Genomic DNA, 24,381 nt, shown 5'->3' on the forward strand with positions numbered 1-24,381 from the left:
GTCGCTCTCCCTTACCGGCCGCACAACGCTGCGCTACCGTTTCGCACTGTCCAACGCCGTGCTCGCGCACGGGCCCGCCCGGCGCGGTCGTCCGGAACCGGGGTGAATCCTGTTGCACCCGAATCCGACCGGACTCGTGGACGGCCCGCTATTACCGGGCGATCGGTCGGGCAACAGTAACACCCGGTCATTAGTATAGGCTAGCCTTACCCATCGAGGTGACCAAGGTTACGATTGAACGGAGCACCGAGTAGATGAACCCCGCCGGGACCCCCACCGCGCTGCCCCGCGAGCAGACCGATCCGCCCGCCGAGGTGGCCGCCGCGCCCGCGCCCGCGCTGCCCGTTTTCGCGGCGCCGTTCAGCTTGCGCCTGGCCGATCCCGACGGCACCGATCCCGAATTGCTCGCCGAATGGATGGCCCGTCCGCACCTGCTCGAATCGTGGGAACAGGACTGGGACGCCGAGCGCCGCCGCGACAACTTCCGCGCGCAGCTGGCCGGAACCTATTCCCGCCCTTGCATTCTCAGCCTGGACTTCGCCCTGCTCGGCGAGCCCGAACTCGGTGTACGCGATATCGCCTACCTGGAGTTCTACCGTGCCGCCAAGGACGAGATCGGCCGCTTCTACGACAGCGATCCCAGCGATATCGGCTTCCATATCGCCACCGCCGACACCGCGGTGATCGGCAAGGGCATCATGTCCGCCTGGATCTCCACCATGACCACCGCCGTCTTCGCGGCCGATCCCGATTGCCGCCGCGTCATGGCCGACCCCGACCATCGCAACGTGGCGATCGCCCGCAGCCTGGCCAAGGCCGGGTTCCAGCAGATCGGCGAGATCGACGTCCGCCCCGACCGGCGGATCGCGTTGCAGTACGTGCCTCGCACTCCGGAAGACGTCATCGCGCCGCGCTGAGCGCGAACACAAAAGCCCCTTCTCGTCGACTTCTCGACCAGAAGGGGCCTTTTGTCTGTGCTCAGCGAGAGATAGCGGTGGCCCGCGCCCGAGCGGGCACCGTCTGCAGCACCCGGTCCGAAAGTTCGCCGAGGCAACTGAGGTTCGGGAAGCCCGGCCCCTGCGCCATCGCGGCCATGTTGGGGAGATAGAGCTTGCCGCCGAGCCCGGTGACGGCCAGGTCGTAGCCGATCGACGATTCGATCCGCGACTGCGTCAACGCTCCGCCGACGGCGAGTTCGAGCAGGTCCGCGGTGCGCTGGTCGAACATCTCGAGGAACCACAGCGGCTGGCCGCCGGTGGCATCCACCACCAGATCGAAGTTGTGCACCTGATCGGCCCGCAACTCGTTGCTGAGTGTCAAAGCCAGCGATTCCCCCTGCGGCGCGATCTTGGTGACCCGGCCCTGCAGGTGATGAACGCGGTTGTCGCCCAACAGGCTTTCCTGCACGCGCACCGAGAACACCCCGCGGTCGGTGCGCCGGATCACGTCGCGGCGTTCCTGAATGCTCAGCGCCGCCCACTTCACGGGATCGCTGAACAGCGAGTTCTCGAAGAAGCTCTCACCACGGGTGTACAGGGTGGCCAGCGGGGAGATCACCGAGATGGTGAGCATCTCGTGCCGAACCAGCTCGTCCAGCGCCGAGCCGCCGGTCTCGCCACCACCGATCACCGCGGCGCGCGAGGCGGCGGGCAGCGTGCGTTTGCCCGCCCTGTCCCAGAATTCGGCGATGCTGAGCACGCGCGGATGGTCGAGCAGGGCCCGGCTGCTGCGGCCGGGGCCGGTGATCATCAGGCCGTCGGCGGTCAGTTCGCTGCGCGCGCCGTCTGCGTCGACCACGTCGACCTGCCACTGCTCGCCGTCGCCGTGACTGATGCGCTCCACGCGACCGAGCACCAGCTCGAGGTCGATGGACTTCGCGACCCACTGCAGGTACTTGGCCCACATATAGTGCTGCGGACTGGGCCTGCCGCGGTCGATCCACTCGGCGTAGGTGCCGTGTTCGATCAGGAACGTGGTCCAGCTGAAGGCGGACATCGCATGGTCGATATCGCGGTTGCGGCCGCGCGCCCAGGTGGAGTGGTAGGGGAAGCCGATGTCCTTCTCGGGACTGGTGCCGAGCCGGTGCTGCCCGTCGGTCCAGCCGCCGGTGGGCAGCCAGTTACCGCCGACGGCGTGCGCCTCGACCACGACAACGCGCGGCGCGGGCATTCCGAGCGAGCGCAGAACGTGCGATTTAGTCGCCACCGCAAGGGCTTTCGGCCCCGCGCCGACTACCAGGAGGGTTTCCACCGGTTCGTTCTCCACTCTCTCACGCACCAGCCCATATTTGCATAGGCTTACCTTATTTAACCACCGAAGCGGACAAACAAGTGTCGTTAGGCTAACCTAACGACATGGGTAAGGGATTGAACGGTCTGATAACCAAGGCCTGGGGCGGTGCCGACTACCGGCTGACGGTGACGTCCAACGAACAGATCACCGACAAGTTCGTCCGCATCGGCTTCACCGCCGGTGGCCTGCTGGCCGACCACCCGGCGCACCCGACCCAGTGGATCCGCCTGTGGATTCCCGACGCGACCAGCGACAAGCTGCACCACCGCGGCTACACCCTGGTCGACCAGAACCCTGACGCGGACACGATGAGCATCGACTTCGCCCTGCACGACGGCCCGGCAGCCGATTGGGCGCGCCGCGCGAAGCCGGGCGACCCGCTCGACGCCACCGTGCTCGGCTCCGACTTCCAACTGCCCGAGCAGACACCCAGCGAGTACGTCATCTTCGGCGACACCGCCTCCCTGCCTGCCATCAACTCGCTGCTCGACGCCATCGGCGACACCCCGGCGCGCGTCTGGCTGGAATGGCAGTACGAGTCCGACCAGACCATCCCGGTCAGCAACAAGCCCCACCACACCCTCACCTGGGTCCAGCGCATCGACGACGGCCGCCTGCTGCGCGAGGCCGCTCAGGAAATCACCTGCGTACCGGGCACTTACGGATGGGTCACCTGCGACGGGCACACCACCCGCTCGATCGTGAAGACCCTCAAGACCCAACACGCCCTGCCCAAGACCTCGATCAAGGCGCAGGCCTACTGGAAGTAAGCCCCGCGAGGCGGGTAGCGACGCGGCGGGATTTCGGCAAGGGTGGGCCGGAAGTTGTCCCCTGCCTGCGAGGAGAGCACCGTGTCCATTCTCGACGCCGCCACCCCCTTCGGCGAAGAAGTCGGCAAGCGGCTGGCTGACGAACACGTGATCTGGTTGACCACCGTCGGCGCGGACAGCACTCCGCAGCCGAACCCGGTGTGGTTCCACTGGGAGAACGACGAGTTCCTCATCTTCACCATGCCCGCGGCGAAGAGGCTGCGCCACCTCGCACACAATCCGCGGGTCGCGCTGAATTTCAATGCCACCGAGTCCGGCGGCGAGGTGGCTGTCTTCACCGGCACGGCGCGAGTGGACGAACCGCCCACCGAGGACGAGATCGCTCACTACGCACGGAAATACACCAAGGGTTTCGTCGACATCAAGATGACACGATCAGAATTCTTCGAGACCTATTCGGTGCCGATCCACATCGCCCCGGACCGCCTGCGCGGCTTCTGAACTGCCGCGGTGCGTGCGCGGGATCCCGGCGAGTACTGTGGCGATCTCCGTCCGTATCACGGTGGGGAGCCGACATGCAGTTCAAACAGTCGAGCAAGCTCGCGAACGTTTCCTATGAAATCCGCGGCCCGATAGCCGAGCACGCCGCTCGACTAGAGGTCGAGGGACACCGGGTGGTCAAGCTCAATACCGGTAACCCGATGCAGTTCGGGTTCGACGCACCGTCGGAGCTGCTGCGCGACATCATCGCCAACCTGCCTGCGTCGGCGGGCTACGCGACCTCGAAGGGGTTGCTGCCCGCCCGGCGCGCGGTGGTGCAGTACTACGAGGACCGCGGCGTGGACGACCTCGATATCGAGAACGTCTTCCTCGGCAACGGCGCGTCCGAACTCATCATGATGGCGATGACCGCGCTCATCGAGAACGGCGACGAAGTCCTCGTCCCCGCACCGGATTTCCCGCTGTGGACTGCCGCGGTGCACCTCAACGGCGGCAGAGCGGTGCACTACCTCTGCGATGAGGGCGCCGACTGGTACCCCGACATCGCCGATATCGCGGCCAAGATCACCGACCGCACGCGGGCCATCGTGATCATCAACCCGAACAACCCGACCGGCGCGGTGTATCCGACCGAGGTGCTCGAGCAGATGCTCGAGCTCGCCCGCCAGCACAATCTGATCGTCTGTTCCGACGAGATCTACGACAAGATCCTCTACGACGACGTGGCCCACACCGTCACCGCCTCGCTCGCGCCCGACCTGCTGTGTCTGACGTTCAACGGCTTGTCCAAGGCCTATCGGCTCGCCGGGTTCCGGTCCGGCTGGCTCACCGTCTCCGGGCCGACGCGTCATGCCGAAAGTTACCTCGAGGGTCTGACGATGCTGTCCGGGTTGCGGCTGTGTGCGAATGTGCCCGCGCAGCAGGCTGTTCAGGCCGCATTGGGCGGGCATCAGAGCATCCATGAACTCACCCTGCCCGGCGGGCGACTACTCGAACAGCGTGATCGTGCGTGGTCGGCACTCAACGCGATTCCGGGTGTGTCGTGCGTGAAGCCCAAGGGCGCGCTGTACGCCTTCCCCAAGCTCGACCGCGCGACCTACCGGATCGACAACGACGAGAAGTTCGTCCTCGATCTGTTGCTGGCCACCAAGATTCACGTCGTCCAAGGCACCGGCTTCAACTGGCCCGCACCCGACCACTTCCGCATCGTCACCCTGCCGCACGCCGACGAGCTCGACCAGATCATCGGCCGAATCGGCGAATTCCTCTCCACCTACCAGCAGTAACACTAGCGGCTGGCGCCGCACTTCTCGGCCCTGTTCCCCGCCTCTTCCCTCCCTCCGGGTACTCCTTCGTCGCACCCTCCACTCAGTCCAGAGGCGGGCGGGCCGAGAAGCCGTCAGGCAGAGACAGGTTCCAGGCGCCAGCCGGTTGCCCGCTCGCGCTCGTTCCAGAACGCGGCGTAGCGGCCGTTCAGGGCGAGAAGCTCGGCGTGCGTGCCGCGTTCGGCGATGCGGCCCTTGTCCAGGAACAGGATCTGGTCGGCGTGGGCGATCGTCGAGAGACGGTGCGCGACGACGAGAACCGTTTTGTCCCTGGTGAGTTGGTGGATGCCACGGACCACGACGGCCTCGCTGTGCGGGTCGAGCGCGCTGGTGGCCTCGTCGAGCAGCACGATCGGGGCGTCCTTGAGCAGGGCGCGGGCGATCGAGACCCGTTGACGCTCACCGCCGGACAGCGAGGTGCCACCTTCGCCGACGGTCGTGTCGAAGCCGTCCGGCAGCCGTTCGACGATCTCGTCCACCCTGGCGGCGACCGCCGCGCGGTGCAGGTCGTCGTCGGTGGCGTCGGGCTTGCCGATGCGGATGTTGTCGGCGACCGAGCGGTTGAACAGGTAGACGTTCTGGAAGACCAGCGAGAGCTGGTCGAGCAGGGTGTCGGAAGGCTGTTGGCGCACATCGTGTTCACCCACCGAGACCGCGCCGGACTCGACGTCGTAGAAACGGGCGGCGAGACGCAGCAGGGTGGTCTTGCCCGAACCGCTCGGCCCGACGATGGCGGTGGTGGTGCCGGCGGGGACGGTGAAGGTCAGGTCCGACAGCACCGGTTCGCCGGGGCGGTAGCCGAAGCTCACCTCGTCGAAGGCCACCGCGGGCGCACCCGGGGTGACCGGTTCGGTGGCGGCGGGCAGCGGCGATTCGGCGAGCAGGTCGGTGATGCGATCGGCGGCCGCGGCGGCCGAGCGAAGGGCCGTCCCCAGCTGGGCGGCCTGGTTCACCGGTTCGATGAAGCGCGCGCTCACCGCGATCAGCGCGATCGCCGCGGCGGCCGAGATCGCGCCATCGGTCACCTGGACGACCGCGATATAGGCGAGCACCAGGAATACGGCCTGCACGAACAGCGCGAACACGGTCAGGCCCGGCACGGTCGCGACCATCATCTTCAGCACGGCCGAACGCTGCTGTACCAGCGCCGAATCCAGCTTCTTGTTGCCCGCGCCGACCGCGCCGAATGCGCGCAGTACCGGCTGGGCCTGCGCGAACTCCACCACCCGCGAGTCGGCTTCGGCCGCCGCGGCGTGCAGCCGGGCGTCGGCGCCGGTATAGGCGCGATTGGCGAGATTGTTCACCAGGTAGAGCACCGGTGCGGCGAGCAACATCGCCACGCCGACGCGCCAGTCGATGAACAGCATCCCGATCGCGACGACCAGCGGCACGATGACGCCGGTGAGCACCTTGGTGAGCAGATAGGCGATCAGGCCCTGCATTTCACGCACTTGCTCGACCATCACCCGCGAGAGCGGGCCCGCGTCGCGATCTTCGAACCAGCCCAGCGGCAACGCGTTGAGCTGATCGCCGAGCCTGGTCTGCAGTCCGCGCTGCATGCCGAGGCCGATGCGCAGACCGATCACGGCCTGCAGGTAACCGAAGACGACCACACCGGCCACGGCGGCGGTCATGCCGAGCGCCCACAGCCACGCGCCGCTCAGGTCGTCGTCGAACAGCGCTTCCAAGACAGGCACCAGTAGCAGATACGCGATGGCCTGGCACAGCGCCTGCACGACGATCACTCCGAGCAGCCGCGAGATCAGGGGGGCGAACTCGTCGGGGACGAGCCGGAAAACCTTGCGAATCATCGTGTTTCCTCCACCAGGGCGAGCGCGCCGAGGGCAGCTTCGTTGATCTCCCACAGCCGCTGATACAGTCCGCCGGCGGCCCGCAGTTGCTCATGCGTGCCCTGTTCGACGAGAGCTCCGTTGTCCAGCACCAGAATCCGGTCGACACCGGTGATGGTGTGCAGACGGTGCGCGATGACCAGCACCGTGCGCCCGGCGACGAGGGCGGCCAGCGCGTCCTGGACCGCGGCCTCGGACTCGGGGTCGGCGAACGCGGTCGCCTCGTCGAGGACGAGCACCGGGGTGTCGGCCAGCAGTGCGCGGGCGATCGACAGGCGCTGCGCCTCACCACCGGAGAGCGTGGCGTCGACGCCGATCTCGGAGTCGTAGCCGCGCGGCAGCGCCAGGATCCGGTCGTGGATCTGGGCGGCCCTCGTCGCGCGCTCGATGGCTTCGGCGTCCGCGTCGGGGCGGGCCAGCAGGAGGTTCTCGCGGATGCTGGCGCGGATCAGGCGCACATCCTGGAAGACGAATCCGACTGTGCGGTAGAGCTCTTCGCTGGTGAACTCGCGAATATCGCGGCCGTCGATGGTGATTCGGCCCGCGCCCACGTCGTAGAAGCGGGGCAGCAGCTTGGCCAGGGTCGACTTGCCGGAACCGCTCGGGCCGACCAGGGCGGTGATGGTGCCGGGGGTCAGTTCGAGGTCGATGCCGCGCAGCACATCATGGCCGGTGCGGTAGGCGAACTGGACGCCGTCGAATCCCACGATGCCGGTCTGAACGCCCGCCGGTGTTTCGGCGATCTCCAGTTCCGGGGTCTGCAGCAGTTCGTGCAGTCGCAGGGCCGCGGCGCCACCGGCGCGCAGGGCCTGCGAGCCGTAGCCGAGGCCGAGCAGCGAACTGCCGATGCCCAGCCCGACCAGCAGGAACGGCAGCAGATCGAGCGGGTCCACCCAGCCGAGGCCGACCCCGGCGAGGCCACCGAGGACCACGACCAGCATGACGAACACGGGCATCACGACGATGTCGGAGGCCGCCTGCACGCGAATGATCGGCGTCTTCATCCGATGCGCCGCCTGGACCTGGCCTTCGACCGCGTCCTGGAACTCCTTGTGCGCTTTGCCCGCCTGACCGAACGCCCGCACCACCTGGATGCCGTCGACGAACTCGACCGTGGCGGCGGACAGGCGACGCTCCCACCGGGTGTACACCGCGAGGCGGTCGCGGCCGTCGCGGTCCATGATCTTGCTGAACAGGATCATGTAGGCGATCAGCGGAATCATCAGCACCAGCGTGAGTCGCCAGTCGACGGTGAACAGGTAGCCGAGGGTGACCAGCGGGACCACCAGCGCGCCGATGAAATCGAGCCGGGCATGTGCGACCAGGAAGTGCAGGGCGTCGACATCGTCGCGCAGATAGCCCTTGACCTCACCGGAGCTGCGCTCACCGAACCAGCCGAGCGGCACCCGGGTGAGCTTTGCCGCGAGCAGCCTGCGCAGCGTGAGCTGGTAGCCGGCGTCGACCGCGTGCGACCAGCTGAGCGCGACGACCTGCAGGAAAGCCCGCACGACGAGCACGAGCACGGCAGCGCCGAACAGCCACCACACCCGGTCGGTGTCGACCGGGGAGTTCAGCAGTTCGCGGCAGGCCGCGACGATCAGCAGGAACGGGACCACCGAGCACACCGAGGCGAGCGCCACGATCAGGCTCGCCACCGTCAGCATCCCCGATACCGGTGCCAGAATCTCCTTGCGCGCCAGCGCTTCCCGCTGCTTCTGCGCTTTCGCTGCCGCCTTGGGCAGCCGATTCCCCGACTCCGCCCCCGGTGGCGGCGCTACCTGCACCGTCATATCGTTCTCGCCTCTCGACCTGTCCGCGGCAACTCCACAGAAGGTAGGTTAGCCTAAGTTGATTGGTTGTGGCCGATCGGGGAAGGTTGTGTGAACTGCCAGTCAACCCGTCGGCATTGCGCAATTTCGCGCGTAATTTCCTCCCTACTTCTTTATCTCGTGTAGCGGTGGGAGAACGAAAATGTTTGTCGCGTCAATCATTTCAGCCATTGCCGATTGCCATTCCGATCCAGGAAAACTGTCGCCCGAACGGGCGCATCGAGCGATGCAGATACATCTGGAATGCAGCGTCGACCTGTGTCGGGTGCGACGGCGTGCGCGCCAAGTCCTCGTCGAAGCGAAACTGATGGTGCTCGATCAGCGGGCGGGCTAGCGATTGGGCGGCGGAATTCAGGGAATGCGTTGGCCATGTTCACTCCCCTGCCACCTTCGGCCGCCTGGTTGCATCGTGACGCGCGCACCGGATTCGAAGTGACATATTTCCGCGACGATGCGCGCGGACTTCTCGTCGAGGGGTGTGCGACGGCGGTCGAGGACGGGATCGTCTGGGCGATCGACTATCGGCTGCGGCTCGACGGGGGCTGGAATACCCGGTCGGCACAGATCGTCGGGCGCTATCCCGAGGGCAGGCGGTCGGTGCATGTGCAGTCCGACGGGTTGGGGCGCTGGCAGGTCGACGGCACGCTCGTGCCCGAGTTCGACGGGTGCCTCGATATCGATCTCGAGGCGTCGGCGTTCACGAACGCCTTACCGGTGCATCGCCTCGGGCTCGTGGTCGGTGACGCGGCCGACGCGCCCGCGGTCTATCTCCGGGCCGCCGACCTCACCGCGGCGCGGCTACCGCAGCACTATCGCCGCATCGCCGACGGGGCCGGTCAGCGCTACGCCTACAGCGCTCCCGACTTCGACTTCGAGGCCACCCTGGACTACGACGAGTCGGGCCTGATCGTGGAGTATCCGGGAATCGCGACGCGCACCGCCTGAACCCCACGGCGGAGCGCGTTCACCGGACAGACCACACTTGCTTCATGCGACGTAGGCAGCAACCGCCGCTGCCGAAACGGCACGGCCTCGATCCCGCCCGACTCCGGCTCCCGGAGGACGGGCAGTGGGCGACCGTGCGCGACCACCTCGTCGAGCGGTTGCCGCGGGTGGATCCGGCCAGGATCGACGCGATGCTGGTGGCGGGTGAGATCGTGGATCTGGAAGGTCCGCTGGCACCGGACGCGCCGTTCGTGCCGGGCGGCGCCGTGTGGTTCCACCGCGATCTGCCCGTCGAGACCGCGGTGCCGTTCGACATCGGCATCGTGCACCGCGACGACGACATCCTCGTGATCGACAAGCCGCATTTCCTGGCGACGATCCCACGTGGCCAGCACATCCTGCAGACCGCGCTGGTGCGGTTGCGCAACGACCTCGAGCTTCCCGACCTGATCCCCGCGCACCGACTGGACCGGGTCACCGCGGGTCTGCTGCTGTTCGTGGTGAATCCGGCGCGACGCGGGGCCTATCAGACGATGTTCCACCGCAAGACCGTGCGCAAGGAGTACGAGGCCATCGCCCCCTACGATCCCGCGCTCGAACTGCCGCGGACCGTGCGCAGCCGGATCATCAAGGAGAAGCAGGTGCTCGCCGCGTATGAAGTGGACGGCGAACCCAATGCCGAGACCGAGGTGGAGTTGGTCGAGCACCGCGACGGGCTCGGACGCTACCGTCTTCGCCCGCACACCGGGCGAACCCATCAGCTGCGGATCCATATGAACGGGCTCGGCGTGCCGATTCTCGGCGATGATTTCTATCCGGTGATCACCGATAAATCGGTCGACGACTACACACGGCCGTTGCAATTGCTGGCGGCTTCGCTCGAATTCTCGGATCCGGTCAGCGGGGTGCCACGGCGGTTCGAGACCCAGCGCACGCTGCGGGCGTGGACCGATCCGGCCGGATGGTCCGGCTCGGCTGTCGAATAGCTCACAGCGCGGCGTATCCCGACGATCTTGATGGGCGAACTCCGGGCCGCTCGAGGCCGGAGTCGGCGCGTTGTCCCGCATTCACCGGACCGTTTTCCTTTCGTGATATTTCCGTACACTCGGTCGGGTGCCCGTACCCGCCATCGCCGATTCCCGGCCGAAGCTGCATGCCTACATCGACATCGCCGTAGTTGTCGTCGTGCTGGCCGGTACCAATCTGATCGCGCACTTCACGACGGCCTGGGCCAATATCGTCACCGTGCCCATCGCGGCATTCGCGCTGTTGGCGCTGATGCGCAAGCGGGGGCTGGGCTGGGCTGAACTCGGACTGTCACCGCGGCACTGGAAGCGCGGGACGGTGTACGCCCTCGGCGCGGTCGGGATTGTGCTGACCGCGGTCGCGATCGGCGCCCTCCTACCGCTCACCAGGCCGTTCTTCCTCGCTGACCGGTACGCGACGATTTCCGGCGCCCTCATCGCGTCGATGATCGTCATCCCGTTGCAGACGGTGATCCCCGAAGAGCTCGCGTTCCGCGGCGTACTCCACGGCACGCTCGATCGGGTCCTCGGCGTCCGCGGGCTCTTCGCCGCTGGCTCGCTGATGTTCGGACTCTGGCATATCGCGTCCTCGTTCGGCCTCACCTCCGGCAACAAGGGACTGTCCAGCATCGTCGGCGGCGGCCTGCTCGGCCAACTGGTCGGCATAGCGCTGGCCGTGGCTGCCACCGCCGCCGCGGGCGTCGTGTTCACCTGGCTGCGCCGCCGTAGCGGTAGCCTCCTCGCGCCCATCGCCCTGCACTGGTCACTCAACGGCGCGGGCGCGCTCGCCGCCGCCGTCGTCTGGCACACCGCCCTGCGCTGAACTCACGCCGGGAAGTCGATCACCACGCTCTCAGCGGGAGTTGTTGTGTAAAAGTCGAACGCCGCGGACGCCTGGTGGTCGAGTGTCCAGAGGTTTGCCGCCGAGGCTATCGCCGCGTCGTGACTGCGTGGAATACTGGCGACCGATTTCTGGCATGACAGCATGCCAGATGTAGCGGTTTCCACCGAGAGGGCATTTTCGCCATGACACGTACGCACACCGGAAGGGTCGTCGCGGTGACCGGCGGTGCCGCCGGGATCGGGCTGGAGATCGCGCGGCAGTTCGCGGTCGCGGGAGCTCGGGTGTGCCTCGGCGATCTGTCGGGAAACGCGGCGCGCGAGGCCGCGGCCGAGCTGCCGGGAACGGTGCACGGGTGCGAACTCGATGTGACCGACGAGCGGTCGTTTCACGATTTCCTCGCCGTCACCGAGGCGATACTCGGGCCGGTCGATGTGCTCGTCAACAATGCCGGGGTGATGTGGGTCGGGCCGTTCGATACCGAACCCGACAGTGCGACGGCGCGGATGCTCGCGGTGAATCTGCACGGGGTGATCCGCGGGGTGCGATTGGCGGCCCCCGCGATGCGGACACGCGGGCGGGGGCACATCGTCACCATCGCGTCTCTCGCGTCCAAGGTCTCCCCCGCCGGTGAAGCGACGTACGCCGCGACCAAACACGGGGTCCTCGGCTATCTGACCGCGGTTCGTGAGGAATTGCGCGGCAGCGGCGTGCATCTGACGGCGATCATGCCGGGCGTGGTCGATACCGAGTTGGCGGCCGGAACCGCTACGGGCGCAGCACAATTACTCCAGCCGAGCGATGTGGCCGCAGCCGTTCTCGATGCCGTCGAGCGGCCGCGATTCGAGGTGACATTGCCCGCGCATCTCGGACCGGTGGTCGGCCTCGTCGGCGTGCTGCCACAGTGGTTGCGCGACATCGTCTTGCGGCGGACCGTGCCGAATCAGGTTGTGGCGGTGGCCGGATCGTCGAACCGCTCCGCCTACGAGAAAAGGCTGCTCCGCGGCGATACCGATTCCTGAAACCCGGCGTGTCGCTACCGGGGATTCGACGGAATCGACTCGTTGTCGTTGACCGGGGCACGGTCGGCGTTTACGCTCTCTGGCAATCACACATATGTTCGATAGTCCATATGTTCGAGTGGCGGAAGGCGCGACATGTCCGACGATCGGTTGAGCGAGAATGCCGCCATCGCGCCGAACACCGAGATCACAGCGCTCGCCCAGCAGGTCGCGACGGCTCGCGACAAGCTCCCCCTGCAACACGACACCGCTCTATACGACGCGCTCTCCGACGACGAGATCCGCGCCGAACGCGAATTGGCCGAATGGATTCGCACACAACGACGCAAACAACGTCGACGTGCCGTTGGGGACGAACTCGCCACCGAACAACGCGACCGCCGCACCAGTGCCCTCATCCGCCGCACCGACGAGGCCGACGCGCGCTGGCATCGCAAGGCGCTGGCCGCACGACGAAGAGTGTCGAGCGCCGACGCGCGCCTGGCCCAGCTGTACCGGCGGTCGGAATGGTCATCGCGTGCGTTGATCGCCGTCGTCGTTCTCGGCATGGTCTGGGCCGGGGTCAATGTGCAACGCAATCTCGTGCCGAGCGGCGACATGAGCGACCCGTTGTACTGGCTCAGCTATGGCATCGAGGCCATGATCTCGATCCCGATCATCGTCATCATGGTCACCGCGACCACCGCTGCCCGCTGGGGACGCGAGCTGGAACGCGGCAAGGTGATCGTGTTCGAACTAGCCCTACTCGGCACCACCATCGCCTTGAACGCGGGTCCCCACCTGGCCGCCGGATCCTTCGGTCGCGCAGCCGAATTCGCCATCGCGCCGGTGATGGTGGGTGTGGTGATCTGGTTGCACGCGTGGGTCTCGGCTCGGTACGCGATGTTGATCGAGAGCGCCTCCGTCGAATTGCCCGGGGACGCCGGGTATGCCCATGTCGAACGGATCGCCGCGACCGTGTTTCCGCAAAAGGCGACCTCGCTGGGTGATGACAGGCAAGCGCTCACGCACACCGTGATGAACGGCGTTGCGCCCGAGCTCCGATCGCCGCTGTCCGACCGCGCCGCTGTCGGCTCGACCGCTCCGGCTGCCGCCGAGGTGCACGACACCCAGTCCTGCGCGATGCCCGAGAAGGATTCCCGCGCAGCCGAAACGGTTCGCGAGACCATCGCGTCGTCCGAGCAGACGAACACCGTGGATAACGAGGCGGTCGAATCGCCGGTCCCGCCGGTCGTCCCGGAGCCAGTGGTCCGCGATACTCCGGCACCGACCGCTGAACCTCTCGTCGCCGAAGCCGAAACCATCGTGGCATCGGCCGCCGAGCGCACCTACCCGCACAGCCTGCGTCGCCCCTCCGCCGATAAGCCGAACGCCCCCGGCACCCTCGAGCTGATCCACAAGGCCGCGGCCGACCACCGCCGCAACGGCGCCGAGCACTCGACCCGGACCAACGGCGCCGCCCCCACCTTGCGCCGAATACCGGTCACCACCGTCGCCCATGCCACCGCGGGCGACGCCACCGGTACCGATCCGGTTCCCGAGGCGACGATGCACGCCGGCACCGTCGCCCGTGACCCTGATGGCGACACCTCGGCACCCACCGATCCGGTAGTGGTGCACAACGATCCACAGCCTCCCGTCGCGGAGCCGGAGCAGCTGACCCTCACCGCCGAACCTGCCGAGCAACTGATCCTGCAACCAGAACCCTCGCGGCGTGAACCTTCGGCACCCGCGCAAGTCTCCGAGCAGACCGAGCCCACAGAACCCGATCCCGTTGTGACTTCCGAGCCGGTCTTGGTCGACGCCGACACCGTCCCGGCCGACATGGCCGACACAGCCGAGCCGGTCGAGCAGGTCGACGTGGACCTCGACGACGAAGAAGACCTCCCCGCCCCGGACGATGTCGACTTCGACGAAGACACCGAGGTCCGCGCCCTTGCCCGCCGCATCGCCCACCGCAGCCCCCTGCGCCTGACCCTCGACCAGATCGAGGAGATCCTCGAGCTCACCGACCAGTCCTGGTCGGCCCGCAGCATCGGCAGCGAAGTCGGCGTCCCGAGCAGCACCGTCACCAACATCGTGGAATTCGCGCACAAGATCCGCCAGCCCTACGCCTTCACCGGCTGACCCACGAGACACAGCGAAGGCCCGCCCCCGGAACATCGGGAGCGGGCCTTTTGCGATGCGACGACAACCGGGTCGTCCAACGACGAAGGCCCGCTTCCCGAGTGGGGAAACGGGCCTTCGAAGAAACGATCTCGATGGATCGAGGAGGGACCTTACTTGGCCTTCTCCAGGACCTCGACCAGACGCCAGCGCTTGGTGGCCGACAGCGGACGGGTCTCCATCAGCTGAACGTGGTCGCCGACGTGGGCGATCTCGTTCTCGTCATGCGCCTTCACCTTGGAGGTGGTGCGAATGATCTTGCCGTAGAGCTTGTGCCGGTGACGGTCTTCCAGCTCGACGACGATCGTCTTGTTCATCTTGTCGGAGACAACGTAGCCGCTGCGTACCTTGCGGCTGTTGCGCTCTTCGGTGTTCTCGCTCATGCCGCATCTCCCTTGCCAGCGGGTGCCGTGGCCAGGCCGAGCTCGCGCTCACGCATGACCGTGTAGATGCGCGCGATCTCGTGGCGGACGACGCGCAGACGACGGTTGTTGTCGAGCTGACCCGTTGCCATCTGGAAGCGCAGATTGAACAGCTCTTCCTTCGACTCACGCAGGCGGGCGACGAGCTCCTCTTCGTTGAGCTCGCGGAGCTCTGCGGCCGGTGTTTCGGTAGCCATCAGAACTGCTCCTCCCTGGTCACGATCCTGCATTTCATCGGGAGCTTGTGCATCGCGCGGCGCAGGGCCTCACGAGCAGTCTCCTCGTTGGGGTAAGACATCTCGAACATGACCCGACCGGGCTTCACGTTCGCGACCCACCACTCCGGCGAACCCTTACCGGAACCCATGCGGGTTTCGGCCGGCTTCTTCGTGAGCGGACGATCGGGGTAGATGTTGATCCAGATCTTGCCGCCACGCTTGATGTGGCGGGTCATTGCGATACGCGCCGACTCGATCTGACGGTTGGTGACGTAGGCGGGCTCGAGAGCCTGGATGCCGTACTCACCGAAGGCCACCGCCGTGCCGCCCTTGGCCATGCCGGAGCGACCGGGGTGGTGCTGCTTGCGGTGCTTGACCCTACGGGGCATCAGCATGCGTCAGCCCTCCTTGTTCTCTGCCGGAGCCTCCGCCACTGCAGTGGCGGCGCGCCCGACCTCGGTGCTGGTCGCGGTGGTGCCAGTGGCGCCGGACCGACGAGGACGGCTCGGACGCTCGCGACGCTGGCGATCCGGAGCGGCGGCGGCGGCGGTCACTTCACGACGACCACCGACGATGTCGCCCTTGTAGATCCAGACCTTGACGCCGATGCGACCGAAGGTGGTCTTGGCCTCGTAGAGGCCGTAGTCGATGTCCGCACGCAGCGTGTGCAGCGGAACGCGACCTTCACGGTAGAACTCCGAGCGCGACATTTCGGCGCCACCGAGGCGGCCCGAGCACTGCACGCGGATGCCCTTGACGTTCGGCGAACGCATGGCCGACTGAATGGCCTTACGCATCGCACGACGGAACGCCACACGGTTGGACAGCTGCTCGGCAACACCCTGAGCAACCAGCTGCGCATCCGATTCGGGGTTCTTGACCTCGAGGATGTTCAGCTGAACCTGCTTCTTGGTGAGCTTCTCCAGCTCGGAGCGGATGCGGTCGGCTTCCGCTCCACGACGACCGATCACGATGCCGGGACGCGCGGTGAAGATATCCACACGGACGCGATCACGGGTGCGCTCGATCTCGACCTTCGAGATGCCTGCCCGCTCCATGCCTGTGGCGAGGAGCTTGCGGATCTGAACGTCTTCCTTCACGTATTCCGCGTACTGCTTGTCCGCGTACCAACGTGACTTCCAGTCGGTGGTGATACCGAGGCGGAAGCCATGGGGGTTAATTTTCTGTCCCATTTACTTTGCCCCTCCCTTCCGGCGGCTACGAGTGTCAGCGCCGGTGGTGGGCACGCTCTCGACCTCGATGGTGATGTGGCTGGTGCGCTTGCGAATCCGGAACGCGCGACCCTGGGCCCGCGGCTGGAAACGCTTCATGGTGGCGCCCTCGTCGACAAAAGCAGTCGAGATGACCAGGGTGGCCGGGTTGAGGCCGAGGTTGTTCTCGGCGTTCGCCGCGGCCGAAGCCACGACCTTGGCCACGGGCTCGCTGGCAGCCTGCGGTGCGAACCGCAGAATGGCCAGCGCGTCCTCGACTCGCTTGCCGCGGACCAGGTCCACGACGCGACGGGCCTTCATCGGGGTGACCCGAACGTGCTTGGCGGTAGCGCGTGCAGTCGGGTTCTGAACCGTTTCGGTATTGGTTTCAGTCATCGCCGCTTGCTCTTCCGGTCGTCCTTGACGTGGCTCTTGAACGTCCTGGTCGGCGCGAACTCACCGAGCTTGTGGCCGACCATGTTGTCCGAGATGAACACCGGGACGTGCTTGCGACCGTCGTGAACGGCGAAAGTGTGTCCGATGAAATCGGGGATGATGGTCGAGCGACGCGACCAGGTCTTGATGACCTGCTTCGTGCCCTTTTCGTTCTGCACGTCCACCTTCGCGAGGAGGTGGTCGTCGACGAACGGGCCCTTCTTGAGGCTGCGTGGCATTTCTTACCTCCTCCTTAGCGCTTCTTGCCGGTCTTACGACGGCGAACGATGAGCTTGTCGCTCGGGCGGTTGGGCTTGCGGGTACGGCCTTCAGGCTGACCCCACGGGGAGACCGGGTGGCGACCACCGGAGGTCTTACCCTCACCACCACCATGCGGGTGGTCGACCGGGTTCATGACGACACCACGGACGGTGGGACGACGGCCCTTCCAGCGCATACGGCCGGCCTTGCCCCAGTTGATGTTCGACTGCTCGGCGTTGCCGACCTCGCCGACGGTGGCGCGGCAGCGCACGTCGACACGGCGGATTTCACCCGAAGGCATACGAAGGGTCGCGTACGGCCCTTCCTTGCCCAGCAGCTGAATGCTCATTCCAGCGGAACGAGCCATCTTGGCGCCGCCGCCCGGACGCAGCTCCACGTTGTGAATCGTGGTACCGGTCGGGATGTTGCGCAGCGGCAGGTTGTTACCCGGCTTGATGTCGGCCGTGGGGCCGGACTCGATCGGGCTGCCCTGCTTGATGCCCTTCGGCGCGATGATGTAGCGCTTCTCGCCGTCGGCAAAGTGCAGCAGTGCGATGTTGGCGGTGCGGTTGGGGTCGTACTCGATGTGAGCGACCTTGGCCGGGATGCCGTCCTTGTCCAGTCGACGGAAGTCGATCAGACGGTAGGCACGCTTGTGACCGCCACCGCGGTGACGAGTGGTGATGCGACCGTGCGCGTTACGACCACCGGACTTGGTGAGCGGGCGCAGCAGCGACTTCTCCGGCGTCGACCGGGTGATCTCGGCGAAGTCCGAGACGCTGGAGCCACGACGGCCCGGCGTTGTCGGCTTGTACTTACGGATTGCCATGAGTTCTTCTCGCTTTCTGGAGTCCCAGGCGCTTACGCGACCGGTCCTCCGAAGATCTCGATGGGCTTGCTATCGGCCGAGAGGGTCACGAGTGCGCGCTTGGTGTCCTTGCGCTTTCCGTAACCGAATTTGGTCCGCTTGCGCTTGCCCTGACGGTTGGCGGTATTGACGCTGGTGACCGTGACGCCGAAAACCTTCTCGACGGCGATCTTGATCTGCGTCTTGTTCGAATCCGGGTGCACCAGGAAGGTGTAGGTGCCTTCCTCGATCAGCCCGTAGGACTTCTCCGAGATGACCGGTGCGAGCAGGATGTCGCGGGGGTCGGCGATGGTGCTCACTTGCTCTCCTCCTGGGCCGCCTCGGCGGGACCGTGAACGAAAGCGTTCAGGGCCTCGACGCTGAACACCACGTCGTCGCTGTTGAGCACGTCGTAGGTGTTGAGCTGATCCGGGGCGATCGGCAGCACGTTCTGCAGGTTCGCCACGCTCTTCCACGCGGCGACGTCCTCGCGGCCGACGACGACCAGGAACTTCTTGCGGCCCGAGAGCTCGGCCAGGAAGTCCTTGGCAATCTTGGTCGACGGGTTCTGACCCGAGACCAGTTCGGTGATCACGTGGATGCGCTCGTTGCGGGCCCGATCGGAGAGGGCACCGCGCAGGGCGGCGGCCTTCATCTTCTTGGGGGTCCGCTGGCTGTAGTCACGCGGCTGCGGGCCGTGGACGGTGCCACCGCCGGCGAACTGCGGCGCACGGGTCGAGCCCTGACGGGCGCGGCCGGTGCCCTTCTGGCGGTACGGCTTCTTGCCACCACCACGGACCTCGCCACGAGTCTTCGTGGAGTGGGTGCCCTGGCGAGCAGCGGCCAGCTGAGCGATAACGACCTGGTGCATCAGCGCGACGTTGGCGGTCACGTCGAAGATCTCCGAGGGGAGTTCGACGGTGCCTTCGGTCTTGCCGCCTGCGGCCTTAACGGTCAGCGTCAGGTTGGCCTTCTTGTCGAGGCTGGTCATGCGTGCGCACCACCCTTCACGGCGCTCTTGACGATCACGATGTTGCCCTTGCGGCCGGGGATAGCACCCTTGACCAGGAGCAAACCGTTCTCGGCATCGACCTTGTGAACCGAGAGGTTCTGCGTGGTGACGCGGTCGTTACCCATACGACCCGACATGCGCATGCCCTTGAACACGCGGCCGGGAGTGGCACAGCCACCGATGGAACCCGGGCGACGGTGCACAGCCTGCGCACCGTGCGAGGCGCCCTGGCCCTTGAAGCCGTGACGCTTCATGGTGCCGGCGAAGCCCTTGCCCTTGCTGATTCCGGTCACGTCGACGTAGGTGCCCTCTTCGAAGACATCAGCCGAGAGTTCCTGGCCGATCTCGAAGGTGGAGGCATCCGCGACGCGGATCTCGGTGACGTGGCGGCGCGGGGTGACACCGGCCTTGGCGAACTGGCCGGAGACCGGCTTGTTCACCTTGCGCGGGTCGATGGCGCCGAAAGCGATCTGAACGGCCGAATAGCCGTCGCGCTCCACGGTACGAATCTGGGTGACCACGTTCGGGCCCGCCTTGATGACGGTGACCGGGACGACGCGGTTCTTCTCGTCGAAGACCTGGGTCATGCCGAGCTTGGTGCCCAGGATTCCGGCCTGGGGCCGATTCTTGTTGTCAGTCATGTCTCGAGTCCCCGTCACTGAATGTTGACGTCGACGCTGGCCGGCAGGTCGATGCGCATCAGCGCGTCAACCGTCTTCGGCGTCGGGTCGAGGATGTCGATGAGGCGTTTGTGCGTGCGCATCTCGAAGTGTTCGCGCGAGTCCTTGTACTTGTGCGGCGAACGGATGACGCAGTAGATGTTCTTCTCGGTCGGCAACGGCACAGGCCCGACCACACGGGCGCCGGTGCGGGTCACCGTTTCCACGATCTTGCGCGCTGACGCGTCGATCGCCTCGTGGTCATAGGCCTTGAGCCTGATGCGGATCTTTTGTCCCGCCACGCTAAGTGTCCTTTTCTCCGCTTTCCTTCGTGGTCACAGGAGCTTGCTCCCGCACCACCCTCAATTTGCACAGCCCGAACACAGAAAGACGCCTCAGCGTGGTTTCCCACTAAAGACCCGCAACCAGGGCGCACCAAAAGGCACTACCTAGTCCTCGCCGCTGTTCATCTGTCATGGTTCTCCGGTCCACGCGGTCGGGCGTGTCGCCCTAACTCTTAATCTCCGACCCGGGTCAGTTACTCACCATGGGCCGGAAGTGCGTGGTTCCGAACGTATCCACACCGGCGAGCCGGCGAGATACAAACTACTGCTCCCCTTGCTCAGGTCATCCGCTCCGAAGAGTTGGGGATCCTGCGCAAGGCAACCCGAACAGTATGCACCATGCCGACGACGTCCTTCAAATCGGGGGTCATGAGGTATCGATCACGCCACCAAAGGGGCTACTACCTCGACCACACCGCCGGCTGGGCTGTACCGAGCAATGGTAGCTGGCTCGTCGCCCCCGCTGGTCACCGGAGGGTTCCCCGCTACCTTACTTCTGAGTAAGATAGCGATCATGACACAGGAAACCGCGACCTTCCGCGGCTGGAAGAAGCTGCCCGACAACCGCATCGGACACGCGTTGTTCTCGCTCGGCATGGTCGCCCGGGTCCCCTACTTCGGCACCGTGCTCCCCCAGGTGGTCCGCCTCGAGCCCGGCGTCTGCGAGGTGACCTCCCCGAAGTGGTTCGGCATCCACAACCACCTCGGCACCTTCCACGCGATCGCGGCCTGCAACCTCGCCGAGGTGGCGATGGGCATGCTCAGCGAGGCCACCGTTCCCACCACCCATCGCTGGATCCCCAAGTCGATGAACGTCCAGTACCTGGTCAAGGCGGAATCGGGCCTGCGCGCGGTGGCGAAACTCGACGAGATCCCCGACTTCTCGGCGATCACCAAGGGCCAGGAACTCACGGTCCCCGTCTCGATCTACGACAAGGACGGCATCGAGGTCGTACACGCCGACATCACCACCTGGGTTTCACCGCGCTGATCCCGGCGCGGGAACCCTTGCATCGGTACGGTTGTGGCTCAGGCCACAAAAGACGGGGAGTCCGATGTTGGAAGTCGCCCATGTGACACGCCGGTTCGGGGAGAACGTCGCGGTTAACGATGTGTCGTTCGCGGTCCCGCCCGGCGCGCTGACCGGGTTCGTCGGGGGCAACGGGGCGGGCAAGACCACCACGATGCGAATGATCATGGGCGTGTTGGCCGTTCAGTCCGGCGAGATCCGGTGGGCAGGCAGGCCGGTGACCGAGCTGGATCGGCGCTCGTTCGGATATATGCCCGAGGAGCGGGGGCTCTATCCCAAGCAGCCGGTGTTCGACCAGCTCGTGTACCTGGCCCGCTTGCGTGGGCTGCCCGCCGGCGAGGCGAAGGCGCGCACCGAAACCCTGTTGGAGCGGTTCGATCTGGGCTCGCGCGGCAAGGACAAGCTCGAATCGTTGTCGCTGGGCAATCAGCAGCGCGTCCAGATCGCGGCGGCGGTGATCGCGCAGCCGACGGCGCTGATCCTGGACGAACCGTTCTCCGGGCTCGACCCCGTAGCCGTGGATTCGATGGTGGAGTTGCTGCGCGAGTACGCCGATCAGGGTGTGCCGGTGCTGTTCTCCTCGCATCAGCTGGATCTGGTGGAGCAGCTGTGCGATCAGCTGGTGGTGCTCGCCTCGGGCCGGGTGGTCGGGCAGGGCTCGGTCGACGAGCTGCGGTCCAGCGGTGGCTCACGGTATCGGCTGGTGCTCGAGGGTGATGCGGGGTGGCTGCGGGACTATCCGGGGATTCGCGTGGTCGAGAGTGTCGGGCCGCGTGTGTTGTTCGAGATCGACGGCGGCGGCACCGACGGGGTGCTGAAGGAGGCGCTGTCGCGGGGGTCGGTGCGCGAGTTCACCGAGGCCAGGCCGACGGTCGCCGAAATCTACCGGGAGGTGACAGCGTGAACGGCGTGTGGCGGATCGTTGCCGCGAGGGAGATCGCGGTGAAGCTGCGTGACCGCAACTTCGTCATCTCGACTGTGGTGACGCTGGTGGTGATCCTCGCGTCGCTGGTTCTCACCGGGTTCCTCAGCAGCAGGCCAGACAAGATCGACGTGGCGATCACCGGTTCGGACACCTCGATCGTACTCGAGACGGCGAACACCCTGGCCTCGAACGCGGGGACCGACGTGAGCTTCATCGCGCGACCCGTCGCCGACCAGGCCGCGGTCGAGCAGTTGGTCCGCGAGGACGAGGTCGACGTGGGCCTGGTGCCCGCCGACCCCAGCGGATGGCAGCTGATCGGCAAGACCGCCGAGGACGACAACGCCACCACCTACATCACCGCCGCCGCACAGCAGATCGCGTTGCAGCGCAATGCCGCTGTCGCGGGCGTCTCGCTCGACGAGCTGGCCCGCGGTGCGACCGTGACCTACGACCTGCTGGAGAAGGGCGCGATCGACCCGGGCCTGGCCAAGATCGTCTCGTTCGTCTTCGCGTTCCTCTTCTATCTGGCGTCGGTGCTGTTCGGCATGTCCATCGCGCAGAGTGTGGTCGAGGAGAAACAGAATCGCATCGTGGAGATCCTGGCCAGTGCGATGCCGTTGCGGCAGTTGCTGATCGGCAAGGTCGTGGGCAACGCGGCACTGGCATTCGCGCAGTTGGCCCTGTTCGTCGGGGCGGGGTTGATCGGGTTGGCGGCGACCGGCAAGGGTGCTCAACTGGGCCAGATCGCCGGGGCCGCGGGCTGGTTCATCGTCTTCTTCCTCGTCGGCTTCCTCGCCCTGGCGAGCCTGTGGGCCGTCGCGGGCGCGCTCGCCACTCGCAGCGAAGACCTCCAGTCCACCTCGACTCCGCTCGGGCTGCTCATCATGATCGTGCTGTTCGCGGGCATCTTCCTCACCGGCACGGCCCGTGTCATCGGCTCCTATATCCCGATCATGTCCATCGTCGCCATGCCCGCCCGCCTGGCCGAGGGCACCGCCGCCTGGTGGGAACCCTTCATCGCCCTGGCCCTGATGGCGGTCGCCACCTACGCGATCGTCGTCGTCGCCGAGAAGATCTACCGCCGTTCGCTGATGCAGACCCAGGCTCGCCTGACGATGCGCCAGGCCCTGGCCCTGGAGGACTAGGGCAGCATCGGGGCGAGTGACGACCGGGTCACTGGTGCTTGCGTGGCGACGGGTGGGGCCGATTGAATGCGGACGTGAGTGTTGTGCGGGAATTCGATATCTGCGTGGTCGGGCTGGGGCCGACCGGGCGGGGGTTGGCGCATCGGGCCGCGGTGGCCGGGTTGCGAGTGGCCGCGGTGGATCCGCGGCCGGAGCGGTTGTTCCCGCCGACCTTCTCCTGCTGGATCGACGAGTTGCCGACGTGGTTGCCCGCGAGTGCCATCGCCCAGCGGATCGCCGCGCCGACGGTGTGGACCAAAGGCGAGCATCGGATCGAGCGGCCGTATTGCGTGCTCTCCAAAGCTGGGCTGCACGCGGCGTTGGCCTTGGACGACGCGACCGTCTTCGCGGATCGGGCGCGGCGGGTGGACGCCCACGAGGTGGAGCTCGCGGACGGGACGGTGATCTCGGCGGGGGCGGTGTTCGATACGCGGGGGCTGCCGACGTTGGGCAAGCGCGGGGCCGCCTCGGCCCACGGAATCTTCGTCGACGCCGAGACCGCGGCGCCGATGGTCGCGGAAGGCGAAGGGCTGCTGCTGGATTGGCGGCCGGAGAACGGTGCGGGCCCCGACGAGCCGCCGTCGTTCCTCTACGCGGTGCCGCTCGGGGACGGCACGGTGATCTTCGAGGAGACCAGCCTGGGATTGCGCGGCGGGATGCCGCAGCACGAGTTACGCAAGCGCACCCTCAACCGGCTCGCGGCCCACGGGATCACTCTCACCGGCGACGAACCGCACGAGGCCGCCCACTACCCCCTGGATCAGCCACCGCCGAAGAAGGGCACCGCGGTGGCGGTGCCGTTCGGCTCGCGCGGCGGGATGATGCACCCGTGCACCGGATACAGCGTGGCCGACTCACTCGCGCTGGCGGACACCGCGGTCGCCGCGGTGCAGCGCGGCGAGAATCCGATCGAAGCTCTGTGGCCGTGGCGGGCCAGGGCCGTGTACTGGATGCGGATGCGTGGCCTGTGGGGTCTGGGTCGACTCACCACCGACCAGTCCATCGCCATGTTCGACGCCTTCTTCACCGAATCCGAACGCCGCCAGCGCGCGCTGCTCTCGGCCCACGACGACTACTCCGCGCTCGGCGCCGCCCTGTTCAACACCGTCGCCCACACCTGGCCGTTCCGGTGGCGCTACGACCTCGTCGGCTGGACCAACCGCGACCGCTGGGTGGACTACCCCTTCGCACCCGCAGGCGCCGACTCACCCAGCCGATAACGCACTGATCGCCGCCACAGCGTTCGTGACGGCGATCAGCATGCGAC

Annotated in this window: 27 protein-coding genes; 13 read left to right on the top strand and 14 right to left on the bottom strand. The window is 66.5% G+C overall.

Annotated elements, in window-relative coordinates; translation table 11 throughout:
• The first annotated feature begins 254 nt into the window (after positions 1-254).
• Positions 255-917: a GNAT family N-acetyltransferase gene (locus NS1_RS05925; RefSeq protein ID WP_062982440.1), complete on the top strand. Its 663-nt coding sequence runs from the start codon at positions 255-257 to the stop codon at positions 915-917.
• 61 nt (positions 918-978) lie between these two features.
• Here the strand turns inward: NS1_RS05925 and NS1_RS05930 are convergent, their stop codons facing one another.
• Entirely contained in the window at positions 979-2,250 is a 1,272-nt protein-coding gene (locus NS1_RS05930; protein WP_062982442.1) for a SidA/IucD/PvdA family monooxygenase, read from the bottom strand.
• A gap of 104 nt (positions 2,251-2,354) precedes the next feature.
• Here NS1_RS05930 and NS1_RS05935 point away from each other — a divergent pair, with 104 nt between their 5' ends.
• The 3 genes from NS1_RS05935 (at position 2,355) to NS1_RS05945 (ending at position 4,849) form a co-directional block, all read left to right on the top strand.
• On the top strand, positions 2,355-3,062 hold the full coding sequence (locus NS1_RS05935) for a siderophore-interacting protein (protein ID WP_062982444.1): 708 nt from the start codon (positions 2,355-2,357) through the stop codon (positions 3,060-3,062).
• A gap of 81 nt (positions 3,063-3,143) precedes the next feature.
• Positions 3,144-3,563 (top strand): TIGR03667 family PPOX class F420-dependent oxidoreductase, encoded by a 420-nt coding sequence (locus NS1_RS05940; RefSeq protein ID WP_255284440.1) that lies wholly within the window; start codon positions 3,144-3,146, stop codon positions 3,561-3,563.
• A gap of 74 nt (positions 3,564-3,637) precedes the next feature.
• Entirely contained in the window at positions 3,638-4,849 is a 1,212-nt protein-coding gene (locus NS1_RS05945; RefSeq protein WP_062982445.1) for a pyridoxal phosphate-dependent aminotransferase, read from the top strand.
• A gap of 113 nt (positions 4,850-4,962) precedes the next feature.
• On the opposite strand, the gene NS1_RS05950 is transcribed toward NS1_RS05945, so the two are convergent.
• Positions 4,963-6,699, bottom strand: coding sequence for an ABC transporter ATP-binding protein (locus NS1_RS05950; protein ID WP_062982447.1), 1,737 nt, complete (start codon positions 6,697-6,699; stop codon positions 4,963-4,965).
• Positions 6,696-8,528 (bottom strand): ABC transporter ATP-binding protein, encoded by a 1,833-nt coding sequence (locus tag NS1_RS05955; RefSeq protein ID WP_062982449.1) that lies wholly within the window; start codon positions 8,526-8,528, stop codon positions 6,696-6,698. Before NS1_RS05955 ends, NS1_RS05950 begins: the two co-directional genes overlap by 4 nt.
• Before the next feature lie 408 nt (positions 8,529-8,936).
• Between NS1_RS05955 and NS1_RS05965 the strand changes: the two genes are divergently transcribed.
• From NS1_RS05965 to NS1_RS05985, 5 genes are all read left to right on the top strand, one after another.
• Positions 8,937-9,512, top strand: a complete 576-nt coding sequence (locus NS1_RS05965) for a putative glycolipid-binding domain-containing protein (protein WP_056818459.1) — start codon at positions 8,937-8,939, stop codon at positions 9,510-9,512.
• A gap of 44 nt (positions 9,513-9,556) precedes the next feature.
• The gene (locus NS1_RS05970) at positions 9,557-10,498 is read left to right on the top strand and encodes an RluA family pseudouridine synthase (RefSeq protein WP_062982453.1); all 942 of its coding nucleotides are present in this window, start codon (positions 9,557-9,559) and stop codon (positions 10,496-10,498) included.
• A 127-nt stretch (positions 10,499-10,625) separates the two neighbouring features.
• The gene (locus NS1_RS05975) at positions 10,626-11,360 is read left to right on the top strand and encodes a CPBP family intramembrane glutamic endopeptidase (RefSeq protein WP_062982456.1); all 735 of its coding nucleotides are present in this window, start codon (positions 10,626-10,628) and stop codon (positions 11,358-11,360) included.
• Between the two features lie 203 nt (positions 11,361-11,563).
• A complete protein-coding gene (locus NS1_RS05980; RefSeq protein ID WP_062982457.1) occupies positions 11,564-12,400 on the top strand; it encodes an SDR family oxidoreductase in 837 nt (278 codons plus the stop codon).
• Positions 12,401-12,535: 135 nt separating this feature from the next.
• Entirely contained in the window at positions 12,536-14,527 is a 1,992-nt protein-coding gene (locus NS1_RS05985) for a helix-turn-helix domain-containing protein (protein WP_062982458.1), read from the top strand.
• Positions 14,528-14,679: 152 nt separating this feature from the next.
• On the opposite strand, the gene rpsQ is transcribed toward NS1_RS05985, so the two are convergent.
• From rpsQ to rpsJ, 11 genes are read right to left on the bottom strand one after another with little or no spacing between them, the layout of a single operon-like run.
• Positions 14,680-14,949: a 30S ribosomal protein S17 gene (rpsQ, locus tag NS1_RS05990; RefSeq protein ID WP_056818470.1), complete on the bottom strand. Its 270-nt coding sequence runs from the start codon at positions 14,947-14,949 to the stop codon at positions 14,680-14,682.
• A complete protein-coding gene (gene rpmC, locus NS1_RS05995; RefSeq protein ID WP_056818473.1) occupies positions 14,946-15,185 on the bottom strand; it encodes a 50S ribosomal protein L29 in 240 nt (79 codons plus the stop codon). The genes rpsQ and rpmC overlap by 4 nt, the downstream gene beginning before the upstream one ends.
• Positions 15,185-15,601: a 50S ribosomal protein L16 gene (gene rplP, locus NS1_RS06000; protein ID WP_056818475.1), complete on the bottom strand. Its 417-nt coding sequence runs from the start codon at positions 15,599-15,601 to the stop codon at positions 15,185-15,187. The genes rpmC and rplP overlap by 1 nt, the downstream gene beginning before the upstream one ends.
• Positions 15,602-15,604: 3 nt before the next feature.
• Positions 15,605-16,399, bottom strand: a complete 795-nt coding sequence (gene rpsC / locus NS1_RS06005) for a 30S ribosomal protein S3 (protein ID WP_062982459.1) — start codon at positions 16,397-16,399, stop codon at positions 15,605-15,607.
• Positions 16,400-16,813, bottom strand: a complete 414-nt coding sequence (gene rplV, locus NS1_RS06010; RefSeq protein WP_062982460.1) for a 50S ribosomal protein L22 — start codon at positions 16,811-16,813, stop codon at positions 16,400-16,402. It lies immediately after the preceding gene.
• Complete coding sequence (gene rpsS, locus NS1_RS06015) at positions 16,810-17,091, bottom strand: 30S ribosomal protein S19 (RefSeq protein ID WP_056818481.1); 282 nt, start codon at positions 17,089-17,091, stop codon at positions 16,810-16,812. Before rpsS ends, rplV begins: the two co-directional genes overlap by 4 nt.
• 14 nt (positions 17,092-17,105) lie before the next feature.
• Complete coding sequence (gene rplB, locus NS1_RS06020; RefSeq protein WP_056818484.1) at positions 17,106-17,942, bottom strand: 50S ribosomal protein L2; 837 nt, start codon at positions 17,940-17,942, stop codon at positions 17,106-17,108.
• 32 nt (positions 17,943-17,974) lie between these two features.
• Positions 17,975-18,280 carry a 50S ribosomal protein L23 gene (gene rplW / locus NS1_RS06025; protein WP_056818486.1) on the bottom strand — a complete coding sequence of 102 codons (306 nt, stop codon included), beginning with the start codon at positions 18,278-18,280 and terminating at the stop codon, positions 17,975-17,977.
• Positions 18,277-18,951, bottom strand: a complete 675-nt coding sequence (rplD, locus tag NS1_RS06030) for a 50S ribosomal protein L4 (protein WP_056818488.1) — start codon at positions 18,949-18,951, stop codon at positions 18,277-18,279. Before rplD ends, rplW begins: the two co-directional genes overlap by 4 nt.
• A complete protein-coding gene (rplC, locus tag NS1_RS06035) occupies positions 18,948-19,613 on the bottom strand; it encodes a 50S ribosomal protein L3 (RefSeq protein WP_056818490.1) in 666 nt (221 codons plus the stop codon). The genes rplD and rplC overlap by 4 nt, the downstream gene beginning before the upstream one ends.
• 14 nt (positions 19,614-19,627) lie before the next feature.
• Positions 19,628-19,933, bottom strand: a complete 306-nt coding sequence (rpsJ, locus tag NS1_RS06040; protein WP_040804197.1) for a 30S ribosomal protein S10 — start codon at positions 19,931-19,933, stop codon at positions 19,628-19,630.
• A 556-nt stretch (positions 19,934-20,489) separates the two neighbouring features.
• Here rpsJ and NS1_RS06045 point away from each other — a divergent pair.
• The 4 genes from NS1_RS06045 (at position 20,490) to NS1_RS06060 (ending at position 24,334) form a co-directional block, all read left to right on the top strand.
• The gene (locus NS1_RS06045) at positions 20,490-20,966 is read left to right on the top strand and encodes a hotdog fold domain-containing protein (RefSeq protein ID WP_062982463.1); all 477 of its coding nucleotides are present in this window, start codon (positions 20,490-20,492) and stop codon (positions 20,964-20,966) included.
• Positions 20,967-21,030: 64 nt separating this feature from the next.
• On the top strand, positions 21,031-21,909 hold the full coding sequence (locus NS1_RS06050; protein WP_062982465.1) for an ABC transporter ATP-binding protein: 879 nt from the start codon (positions 21,031-21,033) through the stop codon (positions 21,907-21,909).
• Positions 21,906-23,075: an ABC transporter permease gene (locus tag NS1_RS06055; protein WP_062982467.1), complete on the top strand. Its 1,170-nt coding sequence runs from the start codon at positions 21,906-21,908 to the stop codon at positions 23,073-23,075. Before NS1_RS06050 ends, NS1_RS06055 begins: the two co-directional genes overlap by 4 nt.
• 74 nt (positions 23,076-23,149) lie before the next feature.
• A complete protein-coding gene (locus NS1_RS06060; RefSeq protein ID WP_062982469.1) occupies positions 23,150-24,334 on the top strand; it encodes a lycopene cyclase family protein in 1,185 nt (394 codons plus the stop codon).
• Positions 24,335-24,381 lie beyond the last annotated feature (47 nt).

The sequence above is a fragment of the Nocardia salmonicida NBRC 13393 genome (assembly GCF_001613085.1).
Lineage (GTDB): Bacteria > Actinomycetota > Actinomycetes > Mycobacteriales > Mycobacteriaceae > Nocardia > Nocardia salmonicida.